Raw genomic sequence first — 15132 nt, forward strand, 5'->3', positions numbered from 1 at the left:
TGGTAGTTTTGCGCCTTTGCTTAGTTGCGCCTTTGCGCGAAACATAGCCATCAAAATCTGAGAAGATCATAAAATAAGTCTAAGATAACAAAACCAACACTATTTTTTTAACACAATTATGACCCATCCCTTTCTCAAACATCTACATAGTCCAGAACGTCCCGTTATCGTTTTTGACGGTGCTATGGGAACAAACCTACAAAGTCAGAACCTCACGGCTGAAGACTTTGGAGGTGCGCAATATGAAGGTTGTAACGAATACCTAGTTCATAGTAAGCCGGAAGCCGTCGCCAAAGTTCACCGTGATTTTCTGGCGGCTGGTGCTGATGTCATTGAAACTGATACCTTTGGTTCTATGTCCATAGTCCTAGCAGAATACGACCTAGCAGACCAGGCTTATTATCTGACCAAAACCGCCGCAGAACTAGCCAAAAGCGTCGCTGCGGAATTTTCCACCCCCGAAAAACCTAGATTTGTCGCTGGTTCTATTGGACCTACAACCAAACTCCCCACCTTGGGACATATTGATTTTGACACAATGAAAGCCTCTTTTGCAGAACACGCAGAAGCCCTGTTTGATGGTGGTGTGGATTTATTCCTGGTAGAAACCTGCCAAGACGTGCTGCAAATTAAAGCTGCATTGAATGGAATTGAGGAAGTTTTTGGTAAAAAAGGGGAAAGAAGACCATTAATGGTGTCTGTCACCATGGAAAGCATGGGGACAATGCTAGTAGGTACAGAAATCAACGCTGTTCTCACAATTTTAGAACCTTACCCCATTGATATTCTGGGCTTAAATTGCGCCACTGGTCCTGACTTGATGAAACCACATATCAAGTATTTATCAGAACATTCCCCATTCGTAGTTTCTTGTATTCCCAATGCGGGTTTACCGGAAAACGTTGGTGGTCAAGCACATTACAGATTAACACCCGTTGAATTACGGATGTCGTTGATGCACTTTATCGAAGACTTAGGTGTCCAAGTGATTGGGGGTTGCTGTGGGACACGGCCAGCACACATTCAACAATTGGCGGAAATTGCCAAGGAGTTAAAACCGAAAGTTAGACAGCCGAGTTTAGAACCAGCAGCGGCATCAATTTATACTACTCAAGCCTACAACCAAGATAATTCTTTCTTGATTATTGGTGAACGTCTCAACGCCAGTGGTTCTAAAAAATGCCGTGATTTACTGAATACTGAAGACTGGGATGGTTTAGTATCAATGGCGCGGAGTCAAGTCAAAGAAGGCGCACATATCCTAGATGTTAACGTTGACTATGTGGGACGGGACGGCGTGCGTGATATGCACGAGTTGGTTTCTAGAATAGTTAATAATGTTACACTACCTTTAATGCTTGATTCCACCGAGTGGGAAAAAATGGAGGCGGGGTTAAAAGTCGCTGGTGGTAAGTGTTTGCTCAATTCTACTAATTACGAAGATGGTGAACCACGATTTTTGAAAGTCCTAGAATTAGCTAAAAAATACGGTGCTGGTGTAATTATTGGGACAATTGATGAAGATGGCATGGCCCGGACTGCGGACAAAAAATTTCAAATTGCCCAACGTGCTTACCGTCAAGCTGTAGAATATGGTATTGCTCCTACAGAAATATTCTTTGATACTTTAGCTCTACCTATTTCTACTGGCATTGAAGAAGATCGGGAAAATGGTAAGGCGACAATAGAATCAATTCGTCGTATTCGCCAAGAATTGCCCGGGAGTCATGTCGTGTTGGGTGTTTCTAATATTTCCTTTGGCTTAAATCCAGCAGCGCGGATGGTACTAAATTCCATGTTTTTGCATGAAGCTATGAATGCGGGCATGGATGCAGCAATTGTCAGCGCGAGTAAAATTTTACCACTTACTAAAATCGAACCTCAACATCAAGAAGTTTGTCGACAGTTAATTTACGATGAACGCAGATTTGATGGTAATGTCTGCGTTTATGATCCTTTAGGAGAATTAACAACAATTTTTGCAGGAGTCAAAACTAAACGTAATACTGGAATTGATGAAAATTTACCAATTGAAGAACGTTTAAAACGGCATATTATTGACGGTGAACGCATTGGTTTAGAAACCCAATTGACAAAAGCTTTAGAACAATATCCTCCCCTAGAAATCATCAATACTTTCTTATTAGACGGGATGAAAGTTGTGGGGGAATTGTTCGGTTCTGGACAAATGCAATTACCTTTTGTGTTACAATCAGCGGAAACCATGAAAGCTGCGGTTGCTTATTTAGAACCGTTTATGGAAAAGTCGGAATCTGGTAATAATGCCAAAGGAACTTTTGTAATTGCTACTGTCAAAGGTGATGTACATGATATTGGTAAAAACCTGGTGGATATCATTTTATCTAACAATGGTTATAAAGTGATTAACCTGGGCATTAAGCAATCTGTAGAAAACATCATTCAAGCTTACGAACAGTATCAACCTGATTGTATTGCCATGAGTGGATTATTAGTAAAATCCACCGCTTTTATGAAGGAGAATTTACAGACTTTCAATGAAAAGGGTATTACTGTTCCCGTGATTTTAGGTGGTGCGGCTTTAACTCCTAAGTTTGTTTATCAAGATTGCCAAAATACTTACCAAGGTAAGGTTATTTACGGTAAGGATGCCTTTTCTGATTTGCATTTTATGGATAAATTAATGCCGGCCAAAATAGGAGGCAATTGGGATGATTTACAAGGGTTTTTGGATGAAGCTGCGGAAAATGGACATGAATCAGTTGAGGAAAAAGGTGGGCAAAATTCCCACCCCACAATAGATAATACTGACATTAAAAAAGAGGTTGATACGCGGCGTTCTGATTTTGTGGCTGTAGATATTGCACGTCCTCAACCACCTTTTTGGGGAACGCAGTTTTTACAACCTGATGATATTTCTGTGGAGGAATTATTTTGGTATTTGGATTTGCAAGCTTTGGTGGCTGGACAATGGCAATTCCGTAAACCCAAGGAACAATCTAAGGAAGAATATCAAGGGTTTTTAGCTGATAAAGTTTACCCGGTTTTAGAGGAGTGGAAACGGCGAATTATTGAGGAAAATTTATTGCACCCTCACGTGATTTATGGGTATTTTCCTTGTCAGTCTGTGGGGAATAGTTTATTGATTTATGAAACGACAAACCACCGAGGCACAGAGGACACGGAGGTAAGAGTTAGTTTTGAGTTTCCGCGTCAGAAGTCTTTGAATAGGTTATGTATTGCAGATTTCTTTGCACCAAAGGAGTTGGGAATTGTGGATGTTTTCCCTATGCAAGCGGTGACTGTGGGAGAAGTGGCCACGGAATTTGCTCAAAAGCTGTTTGCTAATAATCAATATACTGATTATTTGTATTTTCATGGTATTGCCGTGCAGGTGGCGGAGGCTTTAGCCGAATGGACTCACGCTAGAATCCGCCGGGAGTTGGGTTTTGGTGATTCTGAACCGGATAATATTCGGGATATTCTGGCGCAGCGTTATCAAGGTTCTCGGTATAGTTTCGGCTATCCGGCTTGTCCGAATATTCAGGACCAGTTTAAGCAGTTACGGTTGTTGGAGGTTGAGAGAATGAAGATGTACATGGATGAAAGTGAACAACTTTATCCTGAACAGTCTACAACGGCGATTATTGCTTATCACCCAGCAGCGAAGTATTTTACGGCTTAATCCCACTTAATCACCCCCTTGATTGTGAAATAGAGGGGGGATTTAATACAGACTATGTTATATTTCAAATGGTGTCCGCAAGTTGGGAACTCAAAAAGCGAACTGCTTGCGCGATCGCCTGTTTTGAGGATTTTAGCATTTTTGGTATTAATTAACCAATGATCACTGACCACTGACCACTGACCACTGACCAGTAACGTGAATCTTGTCTAGATTGGGCGTTTAAATATATTCATGAGCATTTCGACTTCCATACTGAGTGATTTACTCAAGTCACTTCCCTATCTGCGACCCCAGTTATATTTTAAGGCTTCACTAACGGCGCTCTCCCATGCCATAGAAGATCAGGTTTTGGCAGCTAATTTAGACCAACCCTTGATCATTGCTAGTTTCCAGAAAGAGCGATTCTATCGTCAAGAAGCCCATCGTTATCAACGACTTGGGGAAAAAAGTAATCAAATATATGTATTATCTGCACCAGAGACCGAGTTTGCTCAAGCTGCTGATGACTATGAAAAAATAGCTTTTGAGCCTGATGATGGGTTAACTCAAGAATGGCATTTAGTAGTAGTTGCTGATAACTATTCTAGCTGTTTGATCTGCCGTGAAAGTCTTGGTTCTCTGTCCAAAAATCAACATATCCCAGAGATGACTCCTAGTTTGGATATGGATACAGCGCGAAGATTTGAGGGAATTTGGACATCGGAAAAAGGAGCGTGTCTAAAGGCTGCCCAATTGTTATTAGATAGAATTAAGGTTTATCGGCCGGATTTAGCGGTAAAGGTTGATAAAGTTAAGCAGCGGTTTGGAATTGGTGAATTAATAAACAAGTCAGGAGTTAATTCTAGCCATGAATATGCTTGTGATATTGATACAGATCCCTTTGTGCAAAGGTTGGTAACATATCTGCAAGCTAGTCAGTATAAACTACATAAAGCTTACCGTTCAATTGCGGCTCAAGCTCGGAAAGAAAGGTTAGTAAATTCCATTAGTACAGCAATTAGGCGATCGCTTGATCCACGGGAAATTCTCGAAGCTGCGGCTCAAGAGTTGGGTCAACACTTACAAACCTGTCGGTGTCTAATTTATCGAGCTCAATCCACAGATGGTAAAGCCGTAATTGAACATGAATTTTTAAATTCTGATGTCACATCTGTACTGGGGCAAAGTTGGGAGTTACAACATAATCCTCTATTTCAGCAGATAGTAAAGCGGGGGGAGGGAGTATGTGTAGTTGATACGCAAACAGATAGTCAAGTCAAGAAATCACCGACTTTATCCAAAATTGTCCGGCGCTTTGGGGTGCGTTCTTGGTTAATAGAACCTGTATTATATCAAGGACGACTTTTGGGAATTGTGGAGTTACATCATTGCTATTTTCCTGCCCATGAGTGGCAATCAGGGGAAGTAGACTTAGTACAAGCCATAGCGACTCAAATTGGTGCAGCGTTGATTCAAGCGGAATCTTTTGCCAATTTAGAAGAACTCAACCAACAACTAGAAGCTTTAGACCGAACCCGGAGAAATTTAATTGCTATTACTGGCCATGAACTTCGCACCCCTCTATCTACCATTCAAGTTTGTTTAGAAAGCTTGGCAACAGAACCAGATATGCCTCGGGAATTGCAACAAGTGATGTTGAATACAGCACTTTCTGATTCAGAAAGAATGCGGAAACTGGTACAAGACTTTTTAACCCTTTCTAACTTAGAAAGTGGCCGAGTAGAATGGCATCCTGAATCATTAACCATCCAAGAATGTGTAGATTTAGCACTGAGTCGCTTACGGACGCGCTCTAACCAAGAACAGCTACCGCAAATTAAAATCCAAATTCCCCAAAACTTACCTTTAGTGAGGGCTGATGGTGATTGGTTGGTGGAAGTATTAGCCAAACTTATAGATAATGCTTGTAAATTTACTCCGGTTTCAGGGAAGATTACTATTAAAGCCATTAGCAGTGTTCAGGAGACTCTAGAAGTCATCATATCGGATACAGGGAGGGGAATTGAACCAAATTGTCTAGAAATCGTTTTTGACCGCTTTTACCAGGAGGAAGGGGCATTGCGGCGGACGACAGGTGGAACTGGATTGGGTTTAGCAATTTGTCGGCAAATTGTCAATGGCTGGGGCGGAAAAATTTGGGCTCAGTCCGCAGGTAAAGACCAAGGTAGTCACTTACATTTTACAATTCCCATTGTCCAGGGTAGCTAGGGAAGAGGTAAGAGGCAAATAAGTTATCCACTGAATTAATTGCTAATTACTAAAAACTGTTACAGTCTATAACGCGATCGCAACATAAGTCGAGATCCGATGTTAGTATGCCCTAAAAACCTACAAGAGATAGATTATGGCAACTCTGACTGGCAAAACCCCAATCTTTGGTGGCAGCACTGGTGGTCTACTCACAAAAGCCGAAGTAGAAGAAAAGTACGCTATCACCTGGACTAGCCCCAAAGAGCAAGTGTTTGAAATGCCCACTGGTGGCGCGGCTAAGATGGTTAAAGGCGAAAACCTACTTTACATTGCTCGCAAAGAGTACGGTATTGCTTTAGGCGCGCAACTTCGCAAGTTCAAAATCACCGATTACAAGGTTTACCGCATTTTACCAAGTGGCGAAACCACTATGATTCACCCTGCTGATGGTGTCTTCCCTGAAAAGGTAAATGCTGGACGTTCTATGGTTCGTCACGTACCCCGCAGAATCGGTCAAAACCCCAATCCCGCACAAATCAAGTTCAGCGGTAAAGCTACTCACGATGTTTAATCGTGAGTAGGTGATAGGTAATGGGTAATGGGGAGAAAACTTTGCCCCCTTACCCATGACAAAAAACTTGTTGGCGAATTTTTAATTGTTAATTTCTAATTATTTATTTATGATATTCCCCGATTTCGAGCAGTTTCAGAAGCTTACTAGCCAAGGTAATTTTGTCCCCTTGTATCAGGAATGGATAGCCGACTTAGATACGCCTGTATCTGCTTGGTATAAAGTATGTGCGGATCAACCTTATAGCTTTTTGCTGGAATCGGTGGAAGGTGGGGAAAAGTTAGGACGTTATAGTTTATTGGGTTGTGATCCTTTGTGGATTTTGGAAGCAAGGGGTGATCAAACTACGCAAATACATCGAGATGGTTCTCAACAAGTTTTTATAGGTGATCCGTTTGCAGTTTTATCTGAATGTTTAGCACCTTATCAACCAGTAAAATTACCGGAGCTACCTTCAGGAATTGGCGGTTTATTTGGGTTTTGGGGTTATGAATTAATAAATTGGATTGAGCAGCGTGTACCAATTCATGCCCAAGATGAGCGAAATATCCCTGATGGATTATGGATGCAGGTCGATCAGTTATTGATTTTTGACCAGGTAAAACGGAAAATTTGGGCGATCGCCTACGCAGATTTACGTAATTCAATTGATTTAAAGGTAGCATATCAAGAGGCGAGCGATCGCATTCAGGAAATGGTCAGAAAGCTATCTTTACCTCTATCACCTGAAAAGACCAAATTATCCTGGACAGCACCTAGAAACAGGGGTAAAGGGGGAATAGAGGAATATAGCAGTAACTTTACCCGCCCAGAATTTTGCGCTAGTGTGGAAAAAGCGAAAGCATACATTAAAGCTGGTGATATTTTTCAAGTAGTCATTTCTCAACGCTTATCCACAGAATATACAGGTGATCCCTTTGCTTTGTATCGTTCTTTACGTCAAATCAATCCCTCACCTTACATGGCCTATTTTAACTTCCAGAACTGGCAAATTATCGGTTCTAGTCCCGAAATCATGGTGAAAGCTGAACGCGATGATCAAGGAGAAATTATCGCTACAGTGCGACCCATTGCGGGAACTCGACCTAGAGGGAAGAATAGCCAAGAAGATGCGACCTTTGCGGAAGATTTACTTCAAGACCCCAAGGAAATCGCCGAACACGTGATGTTAATAGATTTAGGACGCAATGATTTAGGGCGGGTATGCAGCAGCGGTAGTGTGAAAGTTGATGAATTAATGATCATTGAACGCTACTCTCATGTGATGCACATTGTCAGTAATGTGGTGGGTAAGTTAGCACCTGGTAAAACCGCCTGGGATTTACTTAAAGCGTGTTTTCCTGCGGGAACTGTCAGCGGTGCGCCCAAAATCCGCGCTATGGAAATTATTAATCAGTTAGAACCGAGTCGCAGAGGTGTATATTCTGGTGTATATGGCTATTATGATTTTGAAGGACAATTGAATACTGCGATCGCTATTAGAACTATGGTATTACATAATCAGACTGTAACTGTCCAAGCGGGTGCGGGTTTGGTAGCTGACTCAGAACCGGAAAGGGAATATGAGGAAACTCTGAATAAAGCGAGGGGGATGTTGGAAGCCATTCGTTGTTTACGATGAGTTTATTGTTTAATCATTTTTTCTCTCGCGGAGACACCGAGAGCAGTTCCTAATTCGTCTTGTCCAGTTTTGTCGTGCTTATACAACGAGGATAGTTCTTCCTCGTCGGTATTTAGCATACCAGATTTTTCGATGCTTGTCAATACTTCTTACTCTTAAACCGTGAAACTATTTTCTTGAGTTAGGGGAGTTTTTTCTCTCGCGGAGACACCGAGAGCAGTTCCTAATTCGTCTTGTCCAGTTTTGTCGTGCTTATACAACGAGGATAGTTCTTCCTCGTCGGTATCTAGCATACCAGATTTTTCGATGCTTGTCAATACTTCTTACTCTTAAACCGTGAAACTATTTTCTTGATTAATTGAGGTTAGAGGGAAAGAATTAAATTAAGAACGTTTAATTCATGGGAATTTAACAGGTACTTTTCTGTAAAAACTTTATTTCTGATTTCTTGTAAACTATAACTTCTAAACACAACAAATGGAAATTCTTGATAATTATGACCTATTGGTAAAATGTTTCCCACAGGATATAATAAGCGAACATAGGTAGATAAAATATCTTTAAAACGTTGATCTTCTGGTTCTTGAGTTTCGTTTTCAAAATATTCTTTCATCACTTTACCACTAATAAACGCAAATAATGGTAAAGCATAATATTGATCATGATGTTGACTTTTCTGAACGAAATTCTGAGTTTTTGGAGGTGCATTTCTCAATCTTGCTACTAATTCTATAGCATCTCTCACTGCATAAGTCAAACTTTCGGGATAAATCTTACTTCTACTAATATTTTGCAAATTTTCCCATAATTGAGAATTAGCATATTTCTCAATATCTAATAACCGCATTTGATAATACTCTTCAATGTCTTTAGTAGGTACTATTAATAAACCTCCACTAATATAACCTAATTCCAAAGGTTTAAAATCTAGTAATTTATCAAAAGTTTTTGCAAGTTCTAAAAAGTTGTTATTAAAACTTTCCCTAATAGTTAAATAACTTGCTTCTGTATTTTTTTCTACTACAAAATCACCATCTTTCATTAATGATTCTAAACTGGTATATGCTTGTTTTAAAGATACATGACTTTTATTTCTTTGATATTCCTTTTTCAGTTGAGAAATGAGATTTTCAATTTGACTAGAAAAACTTTCTCCCGCAGCAAAAACCGACTTTCCCCCAATAGGAATTAAAATATATTCTTTTCTTCCAATCATACCATAACCTTGGATTCTCGTCATCATAGATGCTTTGAGAATTAAGAGAATATTTAATAAACTTAAAGCACTTTCTTGTACAGAAATTTGCGGTTCATCTTCATGATAAGTTGCACGTTCAGCTAAATAGAAATTTAGATATTTATCTTGATTGTCTATGATATCATTTCCCCGTCCTCGGTACATAACTTGAATAATTTCCATGAGGTTTTTTTCAATTTCAAACTTAGGAATTTCTACTAAAATGTGGGTTGCTTTAGGAAATGATAAACCACGACTTCCTGAAGCAGTCATAAATACAACTTTGACTTTTTCTTGATATTGTTTAATTTCCTGTTTTTCTTGTTCAGAAATATTCGCGTGTATTTCTAAATAATGGGTATTTTTAACAAAGTTCTCTGGTTTTAATTTTTGTTGAATTTTATCAATTATTTCCGCTAATTTGGGTTTATTTTGGATGTAAACTATAATTTGTTCTATTTCAGAATTTCGGAATAAAGTTTCAATATCTTTAATAATTTGTTCTTTGACTTTTTCCTCTAATGGAGATTTATCTTTGAGTTTGGTTTTATTGATAAATTTACGAGATTCAATAATGATTTGATAATTGATAGTTAAACTTTTTGCAGGATAGGTATTAGTATTAATGATGATAGATGGTAAATTATTAAATGTAAAAGACTCCACAGATAAAGGTTGAATATTTGACTCTGTTTTGCGAAAAAAGATTTTATTTGGTTCGGGGGTACTGTCTTCTAAATGTTGACAAATCACATTTTTATCCACAATAGAAGCATCAGCAACAATGATTTTAGTATTGAAACCATTTTCAGGATGTGTGAGTTTATAGTCTTTAACTATTTTGTGAATGCCTGCTAAAAATTCTACTCCTCCTTCATCCCCAGTAATTTCATCTATCATAATAAATAGATGTTTCATCCGACGAGAAATATTCTGCATTTTCTCAGGAAAAACCGTATTATTTTTACTGTTATATGCGTCACGAAAGATTTTTTCTAAATGTTTTAAAGTATCTCCATAGTCGGTTTTTTTCAAGGACTGAGTAGAAGCAGTTGCAATAATTTGATTATGTTTTTCACTCTTAATTAGATAATATAAACCTTCACAAACACTATTTAAAACTCCTTTAGTTTTTTGTCCAATATCTTGAAAGGTATCATCGGTAATATGTTCTAGTCTATTTTTTCGTTTTGAGGTTCTTTGAATATTTTCCATGTTGAGAAAATGAACTGTCCCTAAAGTAAAATCATTTTCGTGGATATTAGATGTATATGATACAGAATATTCACCAGAATTATCTTTAATCAAATTACTATCACTGTTAATAGCAAAAATTCTATCATCAGCTAATTTTCCTGTGTGTTTATCTTTGAATTTTTCAATAATATCTAAATTGACTTGTTTCCGAGGACTGACATAGAATAATAAAAAACCATCATCTTGATGTTGTTTGAGAAAATCTACTATTGCGGTGGTTTTTCCAATTCCTGGGTTTCCTGTGAGGAAGATGTAGGTATTTTCGGAAAGTAAATACTTTTTAATTAGTTGGTTATGTGCTTGTCTAAAGTTGCAATTTTCGGTTAAATTTAAACTAGTAATTAGTTCTGGAGGTACCTTAGCAACGGAGTTATAAAAATCTGTGATTGTTTCTGTATGTGGTGGTAAAATGTTAATTTTATCGGGAGTAATTTCTAAAAGTGATTTAACTAGTTGTCTTCCTTCCTGAAAACTATAGAAAGCGTTACGTTTAATTTTATCTAAAACTCGACGACGTGCGGAAATAAGTTCTTCTGTTCTATTTTCTTTTGTATAGATTTGATAACAAGTTTGAAAAATTTGCAGGTTTTGTGCTGTAATTGAGATAGTATTAAATGAGCGATCGCTATATCCTACAGCATTACATACTAATCTGGATATATCTGGAATTATCGTATTTTCTTGAAGAAATTGACAAAAACTATAAATATAACCAGCAGCTTGAATTAATTTCGCACTTTCTTTATCATGGTATTTAAAAGCAGTAAAATACTCTTTTAAACTGGGAGAAAAATCAAGATTTAAAGATTCTGTATCAATGCGTAAATTAGAAAATACACTTTTAAAACGAATATAATTCACATCTCTGAGTAATAATTCTCGAATAATTTGCACATAGTCAATATCTTCCATATCTTCATCTGTGTGAATAGAAAATACTGATAAGTCAAGACATAAAACCCGATATTGACGTTTATATTTTAAGAAAACTAAAGTATCAGCATTTAGAAATTCACCTTTTTCTTTATAGAAATTGATATCCTTAGCAGTAATTTCTAAATTTCCAAATTGAGACAGAACATTTTTAAACCATTGTTGATCACTAACTTGATGAGTACCAATACTATTATCACCATTAAAGCAACATTGATAATATAAAATTTCTAAATTTTTGAATTTCTGCTTTTCATCACATCCCAGAGATTTCAGATATTCCCTAAAAAAGTTTAAACCACATAAAAACCCTTTTTGGAGGAAAAATTGACACCAATTTTCTGCTATTTTTCGTGATACTTCATTAACAACTTTATTAGTAATAAGTTTTTTGATTTGAGAAAATTTCAGATGTTCTAATTCTTCACGGTATAAATTACCAAAATGATGATAAATATTATTTTGTTGAATATAGGATAAAATACCAATATTAAATCCTACTTCAAATAACCTTCCTAAATTATCTCCTATTTTTGCTGTCATGATTTTACCTTTGGTCAATAATTGTGTACATTACGCTTTTTTATTCATTTGGTTTATTTAATATTTCCTTAATGTGAGTTAAAAATGCCAGGGAGTTAAAATTTCCTCTATTACTAGTATGGGAAAATAACGCAGCTTGACTTACTGATTCATCCCCAATTAAATTTTGATAAGGATCTAATTTTAATTGAATAGTACCTGATTTTTCATAGCGAGAAAAATGAAATAAAGTTAAACATTGCAAAATTTCATTTTTTAATTGATTATTATTATCGTCATCATAGATTAATCCCTTTCTGATATCTTCATCATCTAAAATCCCATCATACATATTTAATAATGTCGCATAAGACATCACTCCATGATAATTTACATCATTCGCAACTTGTAAACCATTAAACAAATTAAAAAATATCACAGATTGTTTATTTCTATCCTCTTCTAAACTAGTCAGTTCTAGGGTATCTTGAATATATAATGATGTAGATGTTACCTTACTTTTCATTTTCACAACATAGTATTTTTCAAAAAACATGGGATAAATTTTAATATCAGGTTTGTCTTTTATGAATGCGGTAATCACATTTTTGGACATGAAAAATAATTCTTCATCTTTGACAGTTTGGGTAATATGTAATGTACTGCTATAGGGAACTTTTGCTATATAAACAAAATGTCTGTACCCTTTTTGATAAAGTTTGTTGACATTATCAACTATTACGGTAGGATATTCAAACATATTTTCATGATCATTAAAATTTTCTGAAAAGGTTTTAAAAAGTTGAAATCTTACACTTTTAGCTTCCATTTGTAAGGTAAGAATTTCTCCCATTAAATTAGATTTTTTCTCTTTTATTCCCCATTTACTATCACTTTCTCGACTGGAAACTATGATAATTGCAAGTTTATCTAGTTCCTTAAATGAACAGTTATCAGTTGAAGAGAAAATGAATTTTTTGGGAATAACTGAATATAATGAACTGAGAACATTAGGAATTTTAAAGTTAATTTGCTTTTGACTATCAGTAATTACTATTCCCTGTTCATTACTGCGATATCCATCATTAAATAAGTGGGATAATACCTTAGTTAAGGAAACTATAAATTTCTCAATAATCACATTTTCATCTGTTTTTTGTTTGAGATGTATTCTTAACAAAGGAATAAATATCTTAGTTTGTTTTTCTAAAATGACATGAAGACAAATATACGCTAGTAAACTGTAGGTAATTTTGTAAATTATTTGTTGATGATTTTCTAGTTTTTCAGTTTCCAAACGATGGGGAAAAATTAGTAGTTTACGATGTTGTAAGTTTTTGTTATAAAAATCTTGACATCTTTTATCTTGCATCCCTAAAAATATCGCTGGTAAAACTTTCACAGATCGAGGAATATCATATTCCATTGTGAATGTTTCTTTATCTTCTGTTTCTAAAAAATGAAGTTCACTAATATTGATATTTGCGCGAAGTGTAATAAGTAAGTTGGCTTGTGTGGTTGCATTTCCTACATTGATATATTTTAAACAGTCTTTAAAGTTTTTTCTCAATGCTTCTTTAAATATTGTTTCTCTGTCATTGATCCTATCAATGTCATTTTCTAAAATACTGTTTTTTACGGAAATATGTACAGGATAGTTTCCACTGGGAAATGAAGTTTCTCGTTTAATTAAATTCCTGAGAACTTTTTTGAGAACATCAATTTTATGTTGAATTTTATAATCATTAAATCCTTTACGCAAATTTATTAATAATTTCTTTTTTGCTTCTTCATCATTACCTTGTAAAGTTGATAAGATAATATTTACTTTTGCTAAAGGATCATATTCTAATTCTTTTCGAGGATCATAATCTACTGCGGTAGGATCTTGACGAGATGCAAATATGAAATAATATAAAAATGCAATCTTCAGGACTTGATACGCAAAACCGCTGTTTTCTGATTCATTCCCAACTGCTTGTTGATGTTCTTTAGGATTTAAAAGATTCAGGTTATAATCAAAAACTGTTCTACCACCATAAGTTTGTACTTTACCATCAAATTTCAACTTTAACCCAAAGGTAAATTCTATTTTCTCTTTACCAGGATCTTCTGTTTCTCCTAAAAAACCTTCAATCTTGGGAATAATTGGTAATATATCATACGCTTCACTGCGAGAAAACATACTTTGATAATTAACTGATTTTCCTGCATAATTAACTTCATATTCTCCATCTGCTTTATTACTATCGTTAATATAGTCTTCTAATAAGTACAGTCTTCTAATTAAATCCTGTAAATATATCTTACCTTTAAAGTTGTCATCACTAGCATTTTCATCAATATTTTCTAGGAGAAATTCTAAATATTTAATTTTAGCTAATTTTTTTAATTTCCCTAATGTTTCTTGGTTGACTAGATTTTGTACACTGTAAATATCTGAGTTGGGATTTTTGGCTAAGTTGTCAATAATATCTTCTAGTTCTTCTCTATCTTGTGAATTTATATCAGCAAAGTTGACATCAAGATAATTATTGATTCCTGTTAATAATGTTGCAGAAAAATCACGAGGTTTATCTACAGAAATTTTGACTTTATGTGCTTTTAATAGTTGTTTATTTGGACTATTTTCGGTTCTCTTGACTGTTAATCTTTGTTTTTGGAGATTTTTCGCAGGAAGAAATGGATAGGTAAAGTTTAAAAGGGTTTCTTTGGTTTTTTCATGTTTATTATATTGTCCTTTAAATGTCTGTAAATCTGTTAGTAATTGTTGAATAAATTGAAATCTATTTATTAATTGATTTGCTGGATTTTTCTGAATTGCTGCTGTTAGATGTTGCTGAATATAATCAGTAATTTCTTTAATTCTCTCAATAAATAAATCTTGGGAATTGGCGCTAAAATTCAGAGTAGCAGCGCGTACTGCTCTTTCGTTTCCTAATGGATTAGTTGGGTTTAATTTAATTACTTCATTAACTACTTGATTAACATCAATTAGTAACCGTTGATTATCCTCAGAAATGGTAAAGATTTGCTGTTCTTTTAACACTTTTAAAATCTTGTCCAATAAATCAGTATAATCAACATTAGCTAAGTCTGAATTTGTGATGATTCTATTCATTTATGCCCCCTGG

At 35.8% G+C, this 15132-nt stretch carries 7 protein-coding genes; 4 read left to right on the top strand and 3 right to left on the bottom strand.

Going from position 1 to position 15132, the window contains the following annotated elements; all coding sequences use genetic code 11:
* Window positions 1-118: 118 nt before the first annotated feature.
* The 4 genes from metH (at window position 119) to trpE (ending at window position 8049) form a co-directional block, all read left to right on the top strand.
* The gene (metH, locus tag FFO06_RS10185) at window positions 119-3664 is read left to right on the top strand and encodes a methionine synthase (protein WP_137907937.1); all 3546 of its coding nucleotides are present in this window, start codon (window positions 119-121) and stop codon (window positions 3662-3664) included.
* 234 nt (window positions 3665-3898) lie between these two features.
* Window positions 3899-5875 (top strand): DICT sensory domain-containing protein, encoded by a 1977-nt coding sequence (locus tag FFO06_RS10190; protein ID WP_137907938.1) that lies wholly within the window; start codon window positions 3899-3901, stop codon window positions 5873-5875.
* A gap of 133 nt (window positions 5876-6008) precedes the next feature.
* Window positions 6009-6428 (top strand): photosystem I reaction center subunit II PsaD, encoded by a 420-nt coding sequence (locus tag FFO06_RS10195; protein ID WP_137907939.1) that lies wholly within the window; start codon window positions 6009-6011, stop codon window positions 6426-6428.
* 109 nt (window positions 6429-6537) lie between these two features.
* A complete protein-coding gene (gene trpE, locus FFO06_RS10200) occupies window positions 6538-8049 on the top strand; it encodes an anthranilate synthase component I (RefSeq protein WP_137907940.1) in 1512 nt (503 codons plus the stop codon).
* Window positions 8050-8204: 155 nt separating this feature from the next.
* Here trpE and FFO06_RS21175 read toward each other — a convergent pair whose 3' ends face one another.
* From FFO06_RS21175 to FFO06_RS10210, 3 genes are read right to left on the bottom strand one after another with little or no spacing between them, the layout of a single operon-like run.
* A complete protein-coding gene (locus tag FFO06_RS21175; protein ID WP_162501192.1) occupies window positions 8205-8366 on the bottom strand; it encodes a hypothetical protein in 162 nt (53 codons plus the stop codon).
* 47 nt (window positions 8367-8413) lie between these two features.
* Complete coding sequence (locus FFO06_RS10205; RefSeq protein WP_137907941.1) at window positions 8414-12019, bottom strand: helicase-related protein; 3606 nt, start codon at window positions 12017-12019, stop codon at window positions 8414-8416.
* A gap of 40 nt (window positions 12020-12059) precedes the next feature.
* Complete coding sequence (locus FFO06_RS10210; protein WP_137907942.1) at window positions 12060-15119, bottom strand: hypothetical protein; 3060 nt, start codon at window positions 15117-15119, stop codon at window positions 12060-12062.
* Window positions 15120-15132 lie beyond the last annotated feature (13 nt).

The organism is Dolichospermum planctonicum, assembly GCF_005402965.1.
In the GTDB taxonomy this organism is placed as follows: Bacteria; Cyanobacteriota; Cyanobacteriia; order Cyanobacteriales; family Nostocaceae; genus Dolichospermum; species Dolichospermum planctonicum.

What these genes read in the sequence shown, in the direction of transcription:
- metH (WP_137907937.1), top strand. Translation starts at nt 119, where the DNA reads ATGACCCATCCCTTTCTCAAACATCTACATAGTCCAGAACGTCCCGTT.
- FFO06_RS10190 (WP_137907938.1), top strand. Translation starts at nt 3,899, where the DNA reads ATGAGCATTTCGACTTCCATACTGAGTGATTTACTCAAGTCACTTCCC.
- trpE (WP_137907940.1), top strand. Translation starts at nt 6,538, where the DNA reads ATGATATTCCCCGATTTCGAGCAGTTTCAGAAGCTTACTAGCCAAGGT.
- FFO06_RS10205 (WP_137907941.1), bottom strand. Translation starts at nt 12,019, where the DNA reads ATGACAGCAAAAATAGGAGATAATTTAGGAAGGTTATTTGAAGTAGGA.
- FFO06_RS10210 (WP_137907942.1), bottom strand. Translation starts at nt 15,119, where the DNA reads ATGAATAGAATCATCACAAATTCAGACTTAGCTAATGTTGATTATACT.